The following is a 19,922-nucleotide window of genomic DNA, read 5'->3' on the forward strand; positions in this document are numbered from 1 at the left end:
TGATGTCACGTTTTCTTTCTGCCGTCCTGTTGCTGTGCCTGACCTACAACGCACACGCCGCTGACAGTTACATCACCCGTTTATTGAATAAACCGGTGCCGGGCGGCGTTGCCGTGATTGAGTTGGGCACCGGCGCACAAGCCCCCAAGGCAACCTATGAAGGCAAACCAGTGCTGGTGATCAAGGAGCAGGACACCTGGCGGGCGATTGTCGGCATCCCGTTGACGGTAAAACCGGGCACCCAGACCCTCAGCAGTGGCTCGCGCCAACTGACCTTCACGGTGGGCAACAAGAAATACCCCGAGCAGCGCATCACGCTAAAGAATCAGCGTCAGGTCAACCCCAACCCTGCTGACATTAAGCGAATCGACAACGAGCTGGCGATTCAGATCAAGGCTTACCGTACTTTCAGCCCCAACACCCCGAGCAATCTGCTGCTGGACAAACCGGTCAACGGGCCGCTGTCCAGCAAGTTTGGCGTGCGCCGCTTTTTCAATGGTGAAGAGCGTAATCCCCATGCGGGCCTCGACTTTGCGGTACCAGCAGGCACACCGATCAAAACTCCTGCCGCAGGCAAAGTGATCCTGATCGGCAACTACTTTTTCAATGGCAACACGGTGTTCGTGGATCACGGCCAAGGCTTCATCAGTATGTTTTGCCATATGTCGAAAATTGACACCACGGTTGGCCAGCAACTGGCCCGTGGTGATGTGGTCGGCAAGGTCGGCTCGACCGGGCGGGCTACAGGCCCGCACATGCACTGGAACATCAGCTTGAACGATGCCCGGGTCGATCCTGCGATCTTTATCGGCGCTTTTCAGCCCTAACGTAAACGCGGCATCAGCCACCCTTGCCTGCCCTGGCAGATCTGGCGTGGCATGCCGAGACGGCCAAACGAATACGTGTTGGGGCCAAGCTTCAACACCTGATCATAAACGTCCTCCCCCGGCACGCTCATAAATGCCAGCTCCTGATCATCACTGAGCGTGTCCCCCTGCTTGCGCGTGATCTTAGTAATTTTGTTTTTCAGGTAAGGCCCTGCCTGCACATACTTGAAATCCATAAAGCGATAAAAGTTGTGCACCTGGGTTTGATGATTTTTCAAGGCGTGCACTTTGCGGCCACTGATCCGTGAGAACCCCAGATTGTTGCCATAAAAGAACTGGCTGTAGGAACCCAGTGTGCGCTCCACTCTTTGATCACTCGACGTCACCAGCATTTCAAAATCCAGATGACACTCCCACACCACTCGATCAGCGGAGTAGAACCACGTCGCGACCAGCCAGGGCACCAGGATCAGCGCAATAAACATCATGCCCGGCGCACTGGACTTTGCAGCGGTCATGATTCGGCCCCCTCCACGACAAAATAAGAAATACACCCCGAGACACTGACCTCTATCGGATCCCGGCATAAAAAATATCCATAAACGTCATCTCTTAATGCACCATTCAAATACACATACGCGTAACTCCCCAATGCCGTGAATGCTGGCGGTTTTTCCTTCAGCTTGAGCAGATGGGCATTGATTCGCTCAGGGCTTGCGTTTAACCCCGGTGCAGAGAACAGGTGCAGGCCGGACTCGGCAGGTACCGGCAAGTAATTCAATTCGATGGCCGCAGACAAGGGCGTACTCAACTGCATCGATTGCCAGCCAAAGGCCAGGAGCGAGTTGAAGAGCAACAACCCGCCCAGCAACAGCGATTTGCTAGTGCCGAGCTTTTTATTCGCCGGCCCGACAACCTGGTCATCCTGCATGAGCCTTACCGGTTTGATATCGTGCCCGCAGCTCAAGTCATCCCCGGGTGCAGGTTGCGTACAGTCACCCAGTTTCTCAATCGACAAGGCATCGCTGACCTTGTAGCCAATACGCGGTACCGTGACCACGTAATCACAGTGGCCCACGCTGGATAAACAGCGGCGGATCTGGGCAATGGACTGGTTGACGCTATTGGCACACACCTGCTGCCCGTACCGCTCCCACCCCGCGTGCAACAACTCCTTTTTCGTCACGATGGAGCCCTGGGCCTCAAGCAATGTTGAAAAACAACGACTGGCTGCCGCCCCCAACACCACGGACTGAACAACGTCCCCCGGCCCAGACACTTCATACAACTCATCATCAAATAACATTACGCCAGCTATCAAGTAACGGGCCATGGTATTACATGCCTTATAAAATGAGTGGGCGGAGTGTAATATTCCGCCATTTAAAATGCCGAACTATATATCACTCTACATCATTCATTTAGCACAGCGAACGATCACGCCCCCTTTCACTACATGAGTAAACATAAACACCCTATTGATGAATGAACACACCCCACAAACAATGACACGACACCGGTCAGTCGAGCGTTTTAATTAAAGACACACGTAGGAAACTTCAAGGATTCGCCTTAAACAACACACCTCACTTAATACACTGTCCACCGTGCAACCCATCGCCCTCGAATACCCATTATCAAGTACTGATATCAAAGACAATGGTGACCACGCCACTGTAAGTACTGCCCGGATTTTCAACCATGAGCGCCGTCACCTCAGGTTTTATTGCATAGTTCATGCTTGCGCCGCGAGAGACTTGGGCCCCGTCAATGTCAAAACTCACCGCATTGTGGATGCCCTGCGCCAAGGGCACTTTAATCGCCGCACGCCGGCCTGGACTTAACGTGATACCGGCCGCAAAGCTCACCGTTGTATCCACTGCCACCTGGGCATTTTGCGTGGCCGACTCGGCGTGTAGACCGCAGTCCGTACCGACCGAGTATTGGCAGTCCAGGTACATTTTGAAGTGGCTTGACGCCGATATTTTAAAGTTCTGAAACGCACTCAAGGCGGGTGGTTTGCGCCCCGAGTTGAGCCAGCCTTGCCAACCTTCTCTGGGCTGCAATACCGCGCGATGGGAGCCCGGTGGAAATTCCACGCTCAGCGCACCGTTCACTACAAAACTGAAATCAAGGGTGATCTGGCTGTCTGAAGGCAGCATTAGTTGGCCAAAGTCGAAATCCTGCCCCGGCCCCACGCTGTACAGGGTACTGGCCGTATAGTTGCCAGGCTCCATGTCCAGCGGGTTAGGCATTGCGAATTCGAAGGCGGTTTCAACCCTGTTATAAATAAAAGGCCCTGGTATATCGAACAGCGCTTTTTTCGTGCAGGTATCACTGGTGCGGTACTGCCAAAAAAACTCATGCACCTTGGGGACCAAATACCACAGCCGGGATGAAAAACACGGCGCAACTGACTCATGCCACGTGCCCCCTTGCCAGAGCAACCCATGCCCATAGTTGGGTGCGGTTGGCCCGTCCGGAGACAGTTCATAGGCGGGCTGGATTAAAACGTAACGAGCCCCTACCGCCGCCGCCCGAACTTTTAATTCGGCTTGAGAACCCGTTTCATTATTGACCAGCATCACGCTGCGCCAAGCCCGGGGAATCTTGAAGTACGCCCCTTGCCTTGGGTCACTGGCGTTGGCAGTTACGTCTATACCCATTGCCGACTCAAAAACAACCGGCAATTGAAGCCCCAGCGCCCCATTACAGTACATCGACAAAGAGCATTTGCCTTCGCCAGGGGTCAACAGGACGAAGGTCGTGCTCGTTGGATTATTCGGATCCGGGGTATACACCGCCTCAATGGTTTTTTCATAGGCCGACGTCGACAGTGCATAACACATCACTAGCAATGCCAACCCATAACGCATGACAACATGAGGGTTAACTATAAATAACTTCCGCATTTTGATTACTCAATTAAAAATAATAAATGACACCCCCTGGTGCGCCCGATATTCAGCGCCATTTAACAGGGCATCCCCCTTCACGTTATTGACATTCTCAAGTCCCTTTGGCAACGCGCACTGATGTTGGATTGCAGACGATATCGGCCACCAGCAGCACATTGTTTTCACGCTTATGTTTAGCCGGATCCAGAAGCACACTGCATGCTGGCTGCCCACGATGATGTATTTCGAGGCTGGGTGACGATTCGCTCATTTCCAGAACAAAGAACCCGTCAGCCTCTGATACACCACTGCTGGCATGATTTTGAATATGTGCGCCCGCCATGGGACGGCCCTGAGGATCGACAATACGCCCCAATACAGACAGGGTTTTGAGCACGCGAACCTTCTGGTACGCCACTGCGCCTTTATTAAGGTGGTAGCGCGTCTGTGGCGGTTGTATCGAGGCGGCGTGGGCATCACTGCCACTAAAATCGAAGTGCACCGTGCCGCTTTCATATGCCCCCACCGGGATTATATTTCTGCCGGGCTTAAGCGCTGAGCCATAACTGCCGCCCATGTCGTCGGCGCGCAATACCAGGTTGTCGATGTCCGAATCCAGGTCGACGATCATTGCTCCGTCGCCCCCATAGAAACTGCCGCTGGCTGCCACAGCTCCTGCGCCGACGGCCACGGTACTGCTGAGGTTCAAGCCACCGCTGACCTCACCGTTATAGGACGAGCGCTGTGCATAGGCGTCGCCGTTAAGCATTCGGGTTTCAAATTGGGTCGCACCGCTCAGGCCCGCGCCGTAACTGTCGGCCGTTAGACTGGTGGAATAGCTTTTGAAAAAATCGCCGTCCAGCACCTTGTTGTAGCCCAAAGAACCGTTGAGCTCGCGCTCCCCATCACGGGAGGTGCGGCTGCCGATACTGGCCGACAGACTGCCACCCGGCTTGCCCAGCGCCAGGTTGATGCTCAGGTCAACCCCGCGATTACGCTGACTCCCACTGCTGATGCTCGCAGGGCGATCAAACAGCGACACCTGCCAGTTCACATCGCTGCCAAACAGCGTACTGCGACGCAGCCAGCTCAGATCAACGCCTGTGCCGTTGGTATTGCCACTACTGTGGCTGACACGGCCGGTCAGGCTGCTGGTCATGCTCAAGCGCTGGGTAATCGACAACGCCGTGTTTTGCGTACGGCCGTTGTAGCGGTTTTTGGGGCGAATCGCGACGGTGTCCAGGTAGTCGATGTCATTGCGGGTATCAAGCCAGGAGCGCGAGTGGGAAAACATCGCACTGCCGCTTTGATACTGATAACGGGCCTGAACGTCCATTCCTGTACCGTAGTCAGACGTTTGATAGACGTTGCTATAGAGACTGATCTTGTCTGACAGGCTCCAGTCGATTGAACTGCCGTATTGCATTTTTTGCGCAACACGTTGAGCGTCAGCCCCCAGAATGACTCGGGGATGTACCAGGTAATTGAGTAAAACCCCGTAGGTCAAACCCTGATCATATTGAACGTCATCGCCCCAGTTATTGAACAGTTGACGTCGCTTGCCGCCAAACACGCTGTAGCGCCAGGGTTGATCGGCATTGCGCCAGTTATTGGGCTTGTAGATCACCTCTTCGGTGGTGGAAGTGACTTGGCCATCCTCGATCAAACGCACCTGCACCGGGTAAATGCCCCCGGGCAAACGCCGGGTGTCCAGGGTCTGCAAACCACTGGCAACGGCCTGGCTGTAAATCAGGACGCCGTCGCGATACACCTCGACCAGGCCCTGACGGCTAGGCGTGACATACACGGGATAGGTACTGGGGCTTGTACTGTTGAAGGCCAGGCTGTCGCTGGTTCCGTACATGACACCGAGGGTGGTGTCAGGGCTGGCGCCAAAGTTGCGGGGTCGTCGATACACCCCGAGCGCATCCGGGGTGAAATACCCCACTCGCAGAAAGTTGCCCGCAAACTCGCGCTGGCCGTAGAGCTGGTTAAGAGAGTGATAGGTGGGCGAGTCGGGTTCGCCAGTGCGCGCCAGCTCGGCCGAGGCCACCTGTGTCCAGTTACCGAGGCTGCTGCTGGCCTGGACGTTATAACGCGCCGCCGTGCTGGCTTCGGAGCCACCACCACGGGCGATGTTCAATTGATTTTGCACAATCAGACCGGTACTGCCGCCCTCGGGCAGGCTGTTGTACTGAGCAGAAGCGCCTTGATACTCAGCGTCATCAGTCAAAATCGAAAGCTGTGAGTCTTGCAGGTTGTAATGCAAGGCCACCAGGCCGTTTGCACAACTACTCGTGCAACTGCCCAGCGCAACAGGCCTGGCCAACTGCTCCAGCCATTGGGCACGCTGCGCCTCAGGCAATGCGCTTTGCTGTGTATCGGTAAAGCTCAATAATCGAATGGTTTCATCGCGACCGAGGACCACCAGGGCATCGCCCAGTAACTGGGTGTTTACATCAATTCGCACGGCCAGCGGGACATCAAAAAAGTGTTCCTGAAAACCATCAGGTAAAGCCTCTGCCTGACTTAATACACCCAACTTGGACGGTGGATTAACGTCAGCGTTAACGCCCGCCGATACAATGATCGACCAGCACACAATCAGGGCACGACCCATTACAGAGTTCAATAGTTATTATCCAGACGAACTGACATCGTTTATGTAAAACCTATAAAGCTCCACTTTCCGGGCGGCCGAGAACATCGATCGAAGTTCGACCGCCAGGAAAGAGAGCCTTACCACTCAGGCATTACTAAAGACGGCTTAACGCGTGACAGGCGCAACGGCATCGAAGGTCATGTTGACGATGCCGCTGTATTCACCCGGTACAAAATCACCGCCGGCCATGCCTGTATCGACGGCGGCAATCGTCAGGTCCACTCGTTTACCGGCAGCAGCTTCTGTGGCGTTGATAAACTCTTGGCTATCGCCAGTGCCCAGCTCCAAGTCATTAAATTTAACGACAAGCGGAATCATTTGAGCGCCACTGGACAGAAAAGGGCCGCCTGCATCGGTAAGGCGTGCGGCAATGGCACCCGAGCTGTTCTTGACGTCAAAGGCTTTGCGCAGGGTGCTCAACTTGCCACGCCCCGCCAGAGCACTAGGCGTCCACTCCATCCGTTGAGCCACACCGATCCAGCCGGTTTCTGCGGGTACAACAAAAAACGAGGTCGATGGAATAGTGGCGATCAATTGAACTTGTACTTCGACGGGGTCAGCCGCAGAGACTTGCGCAGCGCCCAGGGTGGTCAACAAGGCAAGGGCCAGTGGGCTAACAGTAGCCATGAAAGTGCGTTGCATTGGTATATCCTTCTTCAGGTTTATAGTCAGGGGGTGATACATCATTGAGGTGCAATTAACAGTCAAGCGCGGGTAAACGAGACCTTGCGCTCAGCCTTGCCTTCTTGAAGCACAAAGCTATGAAGTTTGTTTTGTTCTTTGGTAAACGTGTGGGTTTTGCCGGGCAATACATAGTGTTGACCAATCGTTGAACACTCGGATGTTTTATCGACATGGCAACTTTTAACAAAGTCCAGGGCAATCACACTGTTGCCTGCGTTATGGACGCTGTACGTGTCTTTTTCATCTTTAAGTTTCGTATCAAACTTCACGGTGTCCGGCCTGACAAACATCAGCGTGCCGAACCCCGTCAACAGGGTGACTTGCGCGGCCAGGTCTTTGCTGTAGGTCTGCTGGTCATCGGCACTCTGGTCAAACGTGTCGGCACTGGACGGCAGCACGGGGATAAAGCGAACCCGGTAATACCGCTCATGGTCACGACCGCCCATAAACAACAGACGGGTCGATTGCATGCCATTGGCTGGAATAATCATTCGGGCGGGGCTTGCCAGCAGCGTGTTCTGCTCGGCCAGCGGTGCATCAGAGAGCGTTTTGGGCGGTTGCTCGACAGGCTGGCCCTGGGCGTCGTAGATGATTTCCTGAACCACCACCTTCACGAATGCGGTGCTGGTTCCGGAGTTGTAAATACGCTTGAGGACGGCGCTTTTTCCTTCATCCAGAAAGCCGAACATCGGCCCCGGATTGATGGCTGGCGAGGCGACTGCTGGCGCAGTCAAACCCAAACCGCACCCCATCATCAACAAGAGATAGCTATAAATTCGCATCGTAATACTCGGCTGCTGATCACTGATTTCTACAGAGCCTGTGAAGCTGCTGTGGAAGTGGGATCAAGTATTACGGCGATTGCAGTGATGAAGCGAAAACCCTCATCAATGCTCATGCCTGAGCACCGAAACTCAAGGCTTTTCATGGGTTTTCACGGTTTGTGAGACTGGGTGGTCACAACTTTTCGGCGCTAAATCATAGGGCTGTCTGCGGGCAGACTTCCCGGGTTCAATCCGTACTGACCTGGATTGCCTGTACCCAACAGCACACGATGTGTGCCGAACCCTCAAGCAGCGCAATAAACACGACAACCGAAGATAAAAATCGCTATAAAAACTCGGATTACTGCCAGAATCGAGCAGTTATCTCAATGTTTTTTGCCTGCTTGCCATCCTTCTCACCAATGGTTAGGGTTGAGGTCATGAACACATCACATACCCTCATTCTGCTTCGCCAACATCGCAGCCTTTGCCTCGTCAGTGCACGACTGCAAAGCTAATTGCGGTGCCTCGCCCTCTGCTTTGTATTTTTCCGGCTGGCCGCATCTGAATAGTCGGCTCGCCTATTAAGGATTGCCTGATGACCATGCTCAAAAACCCGTCTTCCAAATACCGCGCTTTCCCGGTCATTGATTTGCCTGACCGTACCTGGCCTTCGAAAACCATCACCAGCGCGCCTATCTGGTGCAGTTCCGATTTGCGCGACGGTAACCAGTCGCTGATCGAGCCGATGGATGCGACGAAGAAGCTGCGTTTCTGGAAGACCCTGGTCAGCGTTGGCGTTAAAGAAATCGAGGCGTCGTTCCCGGCTGCGTCCCAGACCGACTTCGACTTCGTGCGCACCCTGATCGAAGACGGCCACATCCCGGATGACACCACCATTCAGGTGCTGACCCAAGGCCGGGAAGATTTGATTGCACGCACCTTTGAGTCGCTGCGCGGAGCGAAAAAAGCCATCGTTCACCTGTACAACGCAACCTGCCCTGCTTTCCGGCGCATCGTGTTCAATCAGGACAAGGACGGCATCAAGGAAATCGCGGTCAGCGCCGCCAAGCTGTTCGTCAAATATGCCGCTCAGCAACCCGAAACCCATTGGACATTCGAGTACTCGCCAGAGACGTTCAGCGCCACTGAGCTGGAGTTCGCCAAGGAAGTCTGTGACGCGGTGATCGAGGTCTGGAACCCGACGCCTGAGCACAAGATGATCCTCAACTTGCCTGCCACTGTTGAGTGCGCGACCCCGAACATCTACGCCGACCAGATCGAGTGGTTCGGCCGCAATATCAATCGCCGTGACAGCGTGTTGATCAGCCTGCACACCCACAACGACCGTGGCACCGGTGTTGCCGCAACCGAACTGGGCCTGATGGCAGGTGCCGATCGCGTTGAAGGTTGCCTGTTTGGTAACGGTGAGCGTACTGGCAACGTCGATCTGGTGACTGTGGCCTTGAACATGTACACCCAGGGCCTGGATCCACAATTGGACTTCTCTGACATCGACGGCGTGCGCAAAGTGGTCGAAGAGTGCAACCAGATCCCGGTTCACCCTCGTCACCCGTATGTGGGCGACCTGGTCCACACTGCATTCTCCGGCTCGCACCAGGACGCCATCCGTAAAGGTTTCGCGCAACAAAAACCGGATGCCTTGTGGGAAGTCCCGTACTTGCCAATCGACCCGGCTGATATCGGCCGTAGCTACGAAGCCGTGATTCGGGTTAACAGCCAGTCGGGCAAAGGCGGGATTGCTTACCTGCTGGAGCAGGAATACGGCATCAGCTTGCCACGCCGGATGCAGATCGAGTTCAGCCAGGTCGTTCAGCGCGAAACTGATCGCCTGGGTCTGGAAATGACGGCTCAGCAGATCCACAGCTTGCTGCGCACTGAGTACCTTCAAGCCAACACCCCTTACGCGCTGGTCAGCCACCGCTTACAGGAAGAGAACGGTCACAGTGCCGTCGAGGTTGAAGTGTCAGCCAAAGGCGATGGCGAAACCAACCTGCGCTGGAGCGGCAAGGGCAACGGCGCGCTGGAAGCGCTGGTAGCCGGCCTGCCCGTCAACGCCGAAATAATGGACTACAACGAACACGCAATCGGTGCTGGCACCAACGCCAAGGCGGCGGCTTACATTGAGCTGCGAGTCAACGGCGGACGTGCCGTACACGGTGTGGGTATTGATGAAAACATCACTACGGCAAGCTTCAAGGCACTGTTCAGCGCCCTGAACCGCTCGCTGAGCGAAACCGAGGCTAAAGCGGCGTAAGCATCGCCAGAAACACAAAAGCCCCCAAGGCGAGAGCCTTGGGGGCTTTTTTGTGGTGGATATTTCAACCGTGGGAGCGAGCCTGCTCGCGAAGATCATTCGCGAGCAGGCTCGCTCCCACTGCGGGGGTCTTGGGTGGTAGCAGAGTCTCTACAGGTTTTAATGCAGCTCGAAGTTATCGGCATCCAGATTGGCCGGGAAGCGCTCGCGGTAAGCCCGCAATTCAGCCGCACTCAGGTTCATGGTGAAAACCCCGTCAGCCTCACCGGCACTGAGCAGCGACTCGCCCTGGAAGTCGAAGACGTGACTGTCACCCGTGTAGACCATTCCTTTACCGTCCGTGCCCACCCGGTTCACCGCTGCGACGTAGCAGAGGTTTTCGATGGCCCGTGCAGGCAATAAACGGTTCCAGTGCAGCCGGCGCGCACCTGGCCAGCTGGCGGTGTACAGCAACAGGTCAGTGTCATGGGGGTCGCAACTCCACACCGGGAAGCGCAGGTCGTAGCAAATCAACGGACGAATGCGCCAGCCTTTAACTTCGAACTGAACCTGACGCTCGCCCGGGGTGAAATGTTCATGCTCACCGGCCATGCGAAACAGGTGGCGTTTGTCATAGTGCAGCACTTCGCCATCGGGCCGTGCCCACAGCAAGCGATTACGGTGACTGCCATCTGCAGCGCGCACAATAACGCTCCCCGTCACCACAGCATCAAGCCTTTTGGCCTGTTTGCGCAGCCATTCGGTGCTCGGACCGCCTTCAAGCTCAGCCAGGGTTTTGGAGTCCATGCTGAAGCCGGTGGTAAACATTTCGGGCAGCACCACTAAATCGGCGCCCCGGGCCTGCTCAAGCAGTTCGTCGAAATGATCGAAGTTGGCCTGACGGTCATGCCAGGCCAGCGTGGTTTGCACCAGCGCTACGGTTAAATCGGGTAAATCCTTTAGATCACGCATAGTTTTTCTGCTGCTTCACGCAGCGTCTCCTCGCGTTTTGCAAAACATAGACGAACCAGCCGCTGCCCTTCGGGCGGGGTCTGGTAGAACACCGACACCGGGATAGTCGCCACCCCGTGTTCGCGGGTCAGCCATATGGCCATGTCGACATCATTAAGGTCCGGACGAATAAGGGAGTAATCCACCAACTGGAAGTACGTGCCAGCCACCGGCCTGAAGGTAAAACGCGACGGGCTGAGCAAATCACAAAACAGGTCACGCTTTGCCTGATAAAACCCTGGCAACTCTTCAACGTGCTCGGGGTGAGCCGCCATAAAGTCTGCCAACGCATACTGCAAAGGCGTCACCCCGCAAAAGCTGACGTACTGGTGAACCTTGCGCAACTCGGCGGTCAAGGCAGGTGGCGCAACGACGTAGCCTGTTTTCCAGCCTGTCACGTGGTAAGTCTTGCCGAATGAGCTGACAACGAATGCGCGATGGTACAACTCGGGATGGGACAAAACACTGACGTGGGGCACGCCATCGAACACCAGATGCTCGTACACCTCATCGCTGATGATGTAGATATCGCGATCAGCAATCAGGCGGGCCAACTGGTCCAGTTCGGCACGACTGATCAGGGCGCCGCTTGGATTGTGCGGGCTGTTCAGGATGATCAGGCGCGTACGCGGGCTCAGGGCCGCCTCAAGCTTTTGCCAGTCTATCGAGAAGTCTTCGAGCCCCAGTTGCACGTGCACGCAGCGGCCCCCAGCCAGCTCAACCGAGGGTTCATAGCTGTCGTAGCACGGGTCAAAGACGATCACTTCATCACCGGCATGAATCACGGCCTGGATCGCGCAGAAAATGGCCTGGGTCGCACCGGGTGTGATGGTCACCTCGGTGTCGGCATTTACCTGGACGCCATAACTGCGGGTGATTTTTGCCGCTACCTGCTCACGCAAAGCAGGCAAGCCGATCATGGGTGAATACTGATTGTGACCACTGGCAATGTGCTTGCCGACAGCATCACGCAACGCCTGCGGGCCGTCGAAGTCGGGGAACCCCTGAGACAGGTTGAGTGCGCCGGTTTCTGTCGCGAGCTGCGACATGCGCGTGAAAATAGTGGTGCCTACATTCGGCAACTTGCTGGTGATCATGGCCGTTCCCTGTTGAGTTCCCGGCACTGACTACGGCGCAGGACCTACCGAGAATAGCCCAAACGTCAGACACGAAAAAGGGCCCTTTCGGACCCTTTCTCATTACGCTCGAACCTTGCGCTATCAGCGCTTGTCTTTGCGGTTTTTCTCGGCTTTCTTGTGGTGCGACATCATGCGGCGTTTCTTGTTGACCTGACGGTCGGTCAGCGAGTTCTTGTTGCCTTCGTACGGGTTCTCGCCACCTTTGAACTCGATGCGGATCGGCGTACCGACCAACTTCAAGACACGACGGTAGGTGTTTTCGAGATAACGGACGTAAGACTTCGGAACCTTCTCAACCTGGTTACCGTGGATCACGATAATCGGCGGGTTGGCACCACCCAAGTGGGCATAGCGCAGCTTGATCCGGCGGCTGTTGACCATCGGTGGCGCGTGCTCGCTGACCGCATCTTCCAGAATCTGGGTGAGACGGTTGGTCGGCCAACGGGTAACCGCTGACTTGAAGGAGTTCTGCACCGATTGGTACAGGTTGCCCACGCCAGTGCCGTGCAGTGCCGAGATAAAGTGAATATCGGCAAAGTCGACGAAGAACAGGCGACGAGTCAGCTCGACTTTAACGAAGTCGCGCTCGCTCGGGGTCATGCCGTCCCACTTGTTGATCGCAATGACCAGAGCCCGACCGGCCTCCAGCGCAAAGCCCAACAGGTTAAGGTCGTGGTCAACCACGCCTTCGCGGGCGTCCATCACAAAGATCACCACGTTGGCGTCTTTGATCGCTTGCAGGGTTTTGACCACGGAGAATTTTTCAACTTCTTCGTGGATCTTGCCGCGCTTGCGCACACCTGCGGTGTCGATCAGCGTGTACTTCTCGTCGTTACGCTCAAACGGGATGTAGATGCTGTCGCGGGTAGTGCCTGGCTGATCATAAACGATGACACGGTCTTCACCGAGCATGCGGTTGACCAGTGTCGACTTGCCAACGTTAGGGCGACCGATGATGGCGATCTTGATGCCGTCTTTCTCGCTTGGGCCAGGAATGCGCTTGGCTTCCTCGCCTTCGAGAACGACTTCTTCTTCACCGTCTTCTGGCTCTTCTTCGTCACGCGGGAAGTTGCTCAGGGCAATTTCCAGCATTTGTGTGATACCACGGCCGTGAGCACCGGCGATTGGAATCGCGTCGCCCATGCCCAGTGGTGCGAACTCGGCGCGAGCCATGTCCGGGTCGATGTTATCAACCTTGTTGGCCACTACGTAGGAGCGCTTGTTACGTTTGCGAAGGTGTTCGCCGATCATCTGGTCAGCGGCTGTGAAACCCGCTTTTGCATCTACCAGGAACAGAACGACATCAGCTTCTTCGATAGCCAGCAGCGACTGCTCGGCCATCTTTTCGTCCATACCGTGCTCGTCACCGGAGATACCGCCGGTGTCGACCAGAATGTAGGAACGCCCTTGCCACTTGGCCTCACCGTATTGGCGATCACGGGTCAGACCGGACAAGTCGCCAACGATGGCGTCACGAGTCCTGGTCAGGCGGTTGAACAAGGTGGACTTGCCGACGTTTGGTCGGCCCACCAGGGCGATTACGGGAACCATGCGGCTCTCCACTTCGTTATTTCAGAAAATACAAAAGCCGCTGCAAGGCAGCGGCCAGAGTTCGGAACAGCACAAATGTGCCGCAAACCTTGCCAGAGCAAGGCTGCTCGAGGCCCTGAAGCCTCAAGCATAGACGCCTTAGCGAATGGTCAGGGCTTCCAGTTTGCCGCTGTTACCAAACACGTAAATCATGTCACCGACCACCAGCGGACGAGCCCGAAGGCCATCACTGTCGACGCGGGTACGGCCTACGAAACGACCATCGACCTGGCTTAACAGGTGCAGATAGCCTTCCATGTCACCGACAGCCACGTAGCTGGAGAAGACTTCCGGCGCCGACAATTGACGGCGAGCCAGAGCATCGTTGCTCCACAGTGAGGTGGTCGAACGCTCGTCAACGCCTTCTACAGTGCCCGACGCCAGGCTGACGTAGACGCTGCCAAAGCCTTGAGCGACACCTGAATAGCTGGAAGCATCACGTTGCCAGAGCACGCGACCCGATTCCATTTCAAGCGCCGCCATGCGGCCCTGGTAGCTGGCGACATACAGTGTACCGCCAGACATCAGCAGGCCACCGTCGATATCGACAATGCGTTCAAGCTCGGAGCGACCTTGCGGGATGGCAACACGTTGCTCCCACACAGGCACGCCGTTGCGCGTATCAAGGGCAACCACTTTACCAGTCGACAGACCGGCGATTGCCAGATGATTGGTCACCAGTGGTGCGCCAGTACCACGCAAGGTCAGCACACCCGGCGTGCTGTCATAGGTCCAACGCTGATTGCCGGTGGAAGCATCCAGACCGATCAAGCGATCGTCCTGAGTCTGTACCACTACGACATCGCCGTTGGTTGCCGGGGGTGCAAGCACTTCGCTGTTGACGCGTGAGCGCCACTTTTCTTCGCCGGTGCTGGAATCCAGGGCAATCACGTCACCTTGCAAGGTGCCGAGCATGACCAGGCCATAGCCCAGGCCAACTGCACCGGAAACAGGCAGTTCGAGGTCTTTTTTCCACTCAACGTCGCCGTTCATGCGGTCCAGAGACATCACAACGCCAGTTACGTCTGCGGCGTAGATGTTGTTACCTTCAACCGCTGGAACCAGCATGTTGTAGGTTTTGCCCTGACCGTCACCGATCGAGCGGCTCCACTGCTTTTGCAGCACGACTTCTTCTTTGAAGTCGGTCAACTCGGCAGGTGGAAGTTCTTTTTTGCTGTTGCTGCTGCAACCCGCGGCCAAAACGACCAGAGCCAGCAATGCCGCATGTTTCCAACGCATCACGTCACGCATCCCCTTTGGCCAGGTCATCGAGCTTGATTTGCAAGCCACCTACTGCTGCTTCGTCCGACAAGGCGGCCTTGGCTTTTTCGTAAGCTGTACGTGCGTCGTCGGCACGGCCCTGCTGCACCAGCAAGTCGCCCTTGAGCTCTTCACGGCTGGCCAAGAATGCCTTGTCCGAATCACCTTCAAGCAGTTTCAGTGCATCATCAACCTTGCCCTGCGCTGCCAACACCTGAGCCAGACGCTGACGCGCCACTTCAGCCAGGGTGGCATTGGCCGGCTTGTCTACAATGGCTTTCAGCTCAGCGGCTGCGTCATCGAGCTTGCCGTTGTCTACTGCGACCTTGGCCACAAACAGACCGCCGAATTGCGCATAAGCAGAGCCTGCGTATTCGCTTTTCAACTTGTTGGCCAAGTCCGCCACACGGGCCACATCGGGCTGGCCGTCAGGCGTGAGTGTGGTTTCAAGCAATTGTTGGTAGAGAATCGACGCACCTTGCGACTGATTCGTCTGATATTTGTGCCAAGCCTGCCAGCCGAACACCACCACCAGCGCCAGCAAGCCGCCAGTGACCAGGGGTTTGCCGTTGCGCTGCCACCAGTCTTTCAACTCGCCCAGCTGATCATCATCGTTACTCGACACCCCAACACTCCTTAATTCGATAAATCGGCTGTTTTACAGCTTCAACCCTGCACGACGCAGGTGGCCAGGTGCTCGGAAAGAGCATCCCAGGCAATCGTTTGTTGTTCGCCCTGGCCACGCAGGGGTTTTAAACCTACCACTTGCTGGGCCAATTCGTCGTCACCCAGGATCAGCGCGTACAGTGCGCCGCTCTTGTCAGCCTTTTTGAACTGGCTTTTGAAACTGCCTGCACCGGCATTGATCTGCAAGCGCAGGTTCGGTAGCTGATCGCGAACACGCTCGCTCAAAGCCAGAGCAGCCAATTCGGCCGCCTCACCGAAAGCACACAGGTACACATCGACCTGACGCGCGATTTCTTCCGGGATTTGCTCAAGGGTTTCGAGCATCAGGATCAAGCGCTCAATGCCCATCGCAAAGCCAACGCCTGAAGTGGGCTTGCCGCCCATTTGCTCGACCAGACCGTCATAACGACCGCCAGCACACACGGTGCCCTGAGCCCCCAATTTATCGGTGACCCATTCGAATACGGTTTTGCTGTAGTAGTCCAGGCCACGAACCAGTTTTGGATTGATCGTGTAAGGAATGCCTGCGGCATCGAGGCGCGCCTTGAGGCCCTCAAAATGCACACGGGACTCTTCGTCCAGGTAATCAACCAGCTTCGGCGCATCGACCAAAACCGCCTGGGTATCGGCATTTTTGGTGTCAAGGACGCGCAGCGGATTGGATTTCAAGCGACGCTGGCTGTCTTCGTCAAGTTCACTCAGGCGCGAGGACAAGTATTCGACAAGGGCAGCACGGTAGCGTGCACGGGCTTCACTGGTGCCCAGGCTATTGAGTTCGAGCTTTACCGCATCACGGATACCCAGCTCGCCCCACAGACGCCAGGTCAACACGATCAGTTCGGCATCGATGTCCGGGCCATCAAGGTTGAACACCTCGACCCCGATCTGATGGAACTGGCGATAACGGCCTTTTTGCGGGCGTTCGTGGCGGAACATCGGACCGATGTACCACAACTTTTGCACTTGACCACCGCCAGTGAGGCCGTGCTCAAGCACAGCACGCACGCATGCAGCAGTACCTTCAGGGCGCAAGGTCAGCGAATCGCCATTGCGGTCTTCGAAGGTGTACATCTCTTTTTCGACGATGTCGGTCACTTCACCGATCGAGCGTTTGAACAACTCGGTGAATTCGACGATCGGCATACGAATTTGCTTGTAACCGTAGTTATCCAGCAAACGCGAAACCTTGCTTTCAAAGTAGCGCCACAGGGGCGTCTGCTCCGGCAGAGTGTCGTTCATGCCACGAATGGCTTGCAAAGACTTGCTCACAATAAATCCTTTATTCGTCTGGTTAGCCGCGCGCGATAACTGCAGCGTCAGCTTCGACCTTTTCGGCCGCCCTCTGCCGGATCAGTCTTTCGAGCTGGTCCACCAGATTATCATTCGTCAGTTTCTGCGACGGCTTGCCGTCGATATAAATCAGGTTTGGCGTACCACCGGTGAGCCCCACATGGGCTTCCTTCGCTTCGCCAGGGCCGTTGACCACACAACCGATCACCGCAACATCCAGCGGCACCAGCAGGTCTTCAAGACGAACTTCAAGTTCGTTCATGGTTTTCACCACGTCGAAGTTCTGCCGAGAGCAGCTTGGGCACGCGATAAAGTTGATGCCACGCGAGCGCAGATGCAGCGACTTGAGGATGTCGTAGCCGACTTTTACTTCCTCAACCGGGTCTGCCGCCAAAGAGATGCGAATGGTATCGCCAATTCCCTCGGCGAGCAGCATACCTAGGCCCACGGCAGATTTCACTGTGCCTGAACGCAAACCACCGGCTTCGGTGATCCCCAGGTGCAGCGGCTGGACGATTTCCTTGGCCAGCAGACGGTAGGCTTCAACAGCCATAAACACGTCGGAAGCCTTCACGCTGACCTTGAAGTCCTTGAAATTCAGGCGCTCAAGGTGCTCAACGTGACGCAGTGCCGACTCGACCAAAGCAGCTGGTGTCGGTTCGCCGTATTTCTTTTGCAGGTCTTTTTCAAGCGATCCGGCGTTAACGCCGATGCGGATCGGAATACCGCGATCCCGTGCGGCATCAACTACCGCACGTACACGGTCTTCACGACCGATGTTGCCCGGGTTGATTCGCAGGCAATCCACGCCCAATTCCGCTACGCGCAAGGCGATCCGGTGATCGAAGTGGATGTCGGCAACCAATGGCACCTTGACCAGTTGCTTGATCCGGCCAAACGCTTCAGCAGCGTCCATGTCCGGTACGGAAATCCGTACGATATCAACGCCTGCAGCCTCCAGACGGTTGATTTGGGCAACGGTTGCAGCGACATCATTGGTGTCACTGTTGGTCATGCTCTGTACAGCGATAGGGGCGTCGCCACCTACTGGTACATTACCGACCCAGATTTTGCGCGATTCGCGACGTTTGATTGGTGATTCGCCGTGCATGACTTATTGACCTAACTTCAGGCGAGCAGTCTCGCCACTGGTGAAAGGAGCCACATCCACAGCCTGACCGTTATAGGTCACCTGTGCGCCACGGGCAAAGCCCAGACGCAGGGTCAGTGGAGGCTTGCCGCTCACTTCTAGATTTTCGCCTTTGCGCTTCAGGCCACCGAACAGCACTTTACCCGTGGCGTCGGTTACCTGAGTCCAGCAATCAGCGGAGTATTGCACGCCCACTTTGCCAGCACCCGCGACCGGCGCAGTAGCCGCCGTTGGAGTAGCGACAGGCGCAACAGCCGGGGCTACTACAGGCGCTACAACAGCAGGCGCAGACGCCGGAGTTGTGGCATCTGGCGCCGCTGCAGGCACTTGTGACGCCGCCGGCAGTGCCAATGCAGTACTTGCTGCCTGCTCTGGAGCAGATTCAATTACAACCGGCGTTTCGCCTTCGGCCTTGGCCTCGGCAACAGCCTGGTCTTCAGGTTCGTCAAGCGGATGGATGCGGGTTGTGCCGTCTGCGCCTTCAACTTCAACGTGTTCCGGGGTCAAGCCAATCAGGTCCTTGGCACGCATGGACGTTTGATCTTGCCACCAGATGAAACCACCACCGATCACGGCAATCAGCAACAACAGGCTGACGATACGCAAAATCGTATGGGACACCCGAACCGGCTCTTCTATACGGCCCAGGCTGTGTACATTGCTGCCGTTGGCGTCAGTGCCGGTATAAAGGTCAAAGTCGCGCACCAGGCTGGCCTGATCCATGCCCAGCAATTTGGCATAGGTCCTGATGTAGCCGCGAGCAAAGGTATGCCCTGGCAGCTTGTCGAACGCCCCCGTTTCAAGGTTGCTCAATGAGCTGGCCGTGAGATTGAGTTTCAAGGCGACTTCAGCCAGCGTCCATCCATTGTTTTCACGGGCTTGACGCAGAGTCTCACCGGGATTGACACGAGTCGCTGCTAGAACTTCGGGTTGCGCCGCTTTCATCATTGCTCCGACAGGTATTGCTGATATTCCGGCGTGCCGGGATAGAGTCGTTTTAGTTGCTGGCCATGGTTGGCAGTTGGGGTGCGGTCGTCGAAAACAGTCGCCAGTCGCGCACCGAGCAATAGACTACGTGCATTTTGCCCGCTAAGCAGGCTAAAACGTTCGTAAAAGTCACGTGCTGATACATATTGCTTGTCTTGATATGACATCTGAGCCATTTCGAGCAACGCCCGCGGTTGCCGAGGGTTCAGACGCAGGGCTTTTTCAAGCTCCTGACGGCCTCTTTCGCGCTCCCCCAACTCAAGCGACGTTATACCCAGGTTCTCAAAAATACGGGAACGCTCCGGATAGAGGTTATCAGCCGCAGCTTTTTGAAATTGGGCACTGGCTTCCTGATAACGCTGACGCTCGAACAGGAAACTGCCATAGTTATTGAGGATTCGCGCATCGCCCGGCCGCCCGCTTAATGCGGTTCTGAATGCCTTCTCTGCCAGTTCGTACTCCATTTCGGACTGAAACACCAATGCCAGCGCGGCGTTGGTGTCCGGGTCCGCCTCGTCGAGCTCAAGGGCTTTGCGCAAAGGAATTTTAGCCTGCTCGACCATTCCCTGCTGCAAATACCCCAACCCGAGCTGAACATAGGCCTGACGCGCCTCGTTACGCCCTTTGTCGCCCTGCATCGAGACTGAATCGCCCGACGATACGCAGCCAGCCAAAGAGCTGACCAACACGACGGAGAGCGCGGCGCGCAGGATCATG

17 protein-coding genes are annotated in these 19,922 nt (G+C 56.0%); 2 read left to right on the forward strand and 15 right to left on the reverse strand.

Features of this window, described 5'->3' with window-relative positions:
- The first annotated feature begins 2 nt into the window (after nucleotides 1-2).
- Nucleotides 3-827, forward strand: coding sequence for a peptidoglycan DD-metalloendopeptidase family protein (locus tag TU76_RS03925; protein ID WP_048351116.1), 825 nt, complete (start codon nucleotides 3-5; stop codon nucleotides 825-827).
- On the opposite strand, the gene TU76_RS03930 is transcribed toward TU76_RS03925, so the two are convergent.
- The 6 genes from TU76_RS03930 to TU76_RS03955 form a co-directional block, all read right to left on the reverse strand.
- Entirely contained in the window at nucleotides 824-1,345 is a 522-nt protein-coding gene (locus TU76_RS03930; RefSeq protein ID WP_048351117.1) for a hypothetical protein, read from the reverse strand. The two genes, TU76_RS03925 and TU76_RS03930, sit on opposite strands and share 4 nt — an antisense overlap.
- The gene (locus TU76_RS03935; RefSeq protein WP_019823642.1) at nucleotides 1,342-2,160 is read right to left on the reverse strand and encodes a winged helix-turn-helix domain-containing protein; all 819 of its coding nucleotides are present in this window, start codon (nucleotides 2,158-2,160) and stop codon (nucleotides 1,342-1,344) included. The genes TU76_RS03930 and TU76_RS03935 overlap by 4 nt, the downstream gene beginning before the upstream one ends.
- Nucleotides 2,161-2,464: 304 nt before the next feature.
- On the reverse strand, nucleotides 2,465-3,739 hold the full coding sequence (locus TU76_RS03940) for a hypothetical protein (protein WP_048654669.1): 1,275 nt from the start codon (nucleotides 3,737-3,739) through the stop codon (nucleotides 2,465-2,467).
- A 97-nt stretch (nucleotides 3,740-3,836) separates the two neighbouring features.
- Nucleotides 3,837-6,344 carry a TcfC E-set like domain-containing protein gene (locus tag TU76_RS03945; RefSeq protein ID WP_048351119.1) on the reverse strand — a complete coding sequence of 836 codons (2,508 nt, stop codon included), beginning with the start codon at nucleotides 6,342-6,344 and terminating at the stop codon, nucleotides 3,837-3,839.
- A gap of 147 nt (nucleotides 6,345-6,491) precedes the next feature.
- Nucleotides 6,492-7,028 (reverse strand): CS1 type fimbrial major subunit, encoded by a 537-nt coding sequence (locus TU76_RS03950; RefSeq protein WP_048351120.1) that lies wholly within the window; start codon nucleotides 7,026-7,028, stop codon nucleotides 6,492-6,494.
- Between the two features lie 62 nt (nucleotides 7,029-7,090).
- Nucleotides 7,091-7,852, reverse strand: coding sequence for a hypothetical protein (locus tag TU76_RS03955; protein ID WP_048351121.1), 762 nt, complete (start codon nucleotides 7,850-7,852; stop codon nucleotides 7,091-7,093).
- 580 nt (nucleotides 7,853-8,432) lie between these two features.
- Here TU76_RS03955 and leuA point away from each other — a divergent pair.
- Nucleotides 8,433-10,112, forward strand: coding sequence for a 2-isopropylmalate synthase (gene leuA, locus TU76_RS03960; protein ID WP_048351122.1), 1,680 nt, complete (start codon nucleotides 8,433-8,435; stop codon nucleotides 10,110-10,112).
- A gap of 159 nt (nucleotides 10,113-10,271) precedes the next feature.
- Here leuA and TU76_RS03965 read toward each other — a convergent pair whose 3' ends face one another.
- From TU76_RS03965 to pilW, 9 genes are all read right to left on the reverse strand, one after another.
- Nucleotides 10,272-11,063, reverse strand: a complete 792-nt coding sequence (locus tag TU76_RS03965; RefSeq protein ID WP_048351123.1) for an amidohydrolase — start codon at nucleotides 11,061-11,063, stop codon at nucleotides 10,272-10,274.
- Nucleotides 11,051-12,199 (reverse strand): pyridoxal phosphate-dependent aminotransferase, encoded by a 1,149-nt coding sequence (locus TU76_RS03970; protein ID WP_048351124.1) that lies wholly within the window; start codon nucleotides 12,197-12,199, stop codon nucleotides 11,051-11,053. Before TU76_RS03970 ends, TU76_RS03965 begins: the two co-directional genes overlap by 13 nt.
- Before the next feature lie 123 nt (nucleotides 12,200-12,322).
- Nucleotides 12,323-13,792, reverse strand: coding sequence for a ribosome biogenesis GTPase Der (gene der, locus TU76_RS03975; RefSeq protein WP_019823656.1), 1,470 nt, complete (start codon nucleotides 13,790-13,792; stop codon nucleotides 12,323-12,325).
- A gap of 138 nt (nucleotides 13,793-13,930) precedes the next feature.
- Nucleotides 13,931-15,082, reverse strand: a complete 1,152-nt coding sequence (gene bamB / locus TU76_RS03980) for an outer membrane protein assembly factor BamB (RefSeq protein ID WP_019823658.1) — start codon at nucleotides 15,080-15,082, stop codon at nucleotides 13,931-13,933.
- Nucleotides 15,075-15,716, reverse strand: coding sequence for a tetratricopeptide repeat protein (locus tag TU76_RS03985; protein ID WP_019823660.1), 642 nt, complete (start codon nucleotides 15,714-15,716; stop codon nucleotides 15,075-15,077). Before TU76_RS03985 ends, bamB begins: the two co-directional genes overlap by 8 nt.
- A 41-nt stretch (nucleotides 15,717-15,757) precedes the next feature.
- The gene (hisS, locus tag TU76_RS03990) at nucleotides 15,758-17,047 is read right to left on the reverse strand and encodes a histidine--tRNA ligase (protein WP_019823662.1); all 1,290 of its coding nucleotides are present in this window, start codon (nucleotides 17,045-17,047) and stop codon (nucleotides 15,758-15,760) included.
- A gap of 22 nt (nucleotides 17,048-17,069) precedes the next feature.
- The gene (ispG, locus tag TU76_RS03995) at nucleotides 17,070-18,179 is read right to left on the reverse strand and encodes a flavodoxin-dependent (E)-4-hydroxy-3-methylbut-2-enyl-diphosphate synthase (protein WP_048351125.1); all 1,110 of its coding nucleotides are present in this window, start codon (nucleotides 18,177-18,179) and stop codon (nucleotides 17,070-17,072) included.
- A gap of 3 nt (nucleotides 18,180-18,182) precedes the next feature.
- Nucleotides 18,183-19,163 carry a RodZ domain-containing protein gene (locus TU76_RS04000; RefSeq protein ID WP_048351126.1) on the reverse strand — a complete coding sequence of 327 codons (981 nt, stop codon included), beginning with the start codon at nucleotides 19,161-19,163 and terminating at the stop codon, nucleotides 18,183-18,185.
- A complete protein-coding gene (pilW, locus tag TU76_RS04005) occupies nucleotides 19,163-19,921 on the reverse strand; it encodes a type IV pilus biogenesis/stability protein PilW (RefSeq protein ID WP_048351127.1) in 759 nt (252 codons plus the stop codon). The genes TU76_RS04000 and pilW overlap by 1 nt, the downstream gene beginning before the upstream one ends.
- Nucleotide 19,922 lies beyond the last annotated feature (1 nt).

Source organism: Pseudomonas psychrophila (genome assembly GCF_001043005.1).
GTDB classification, from domain to species: domain Bacteria; phylum Pseudomonadota; class Gammaproteobacteria; order Pseudomonadales; family Pseudomonadaceae; genus Aquipseudomonas; species Aquipseudomonas psychrophila.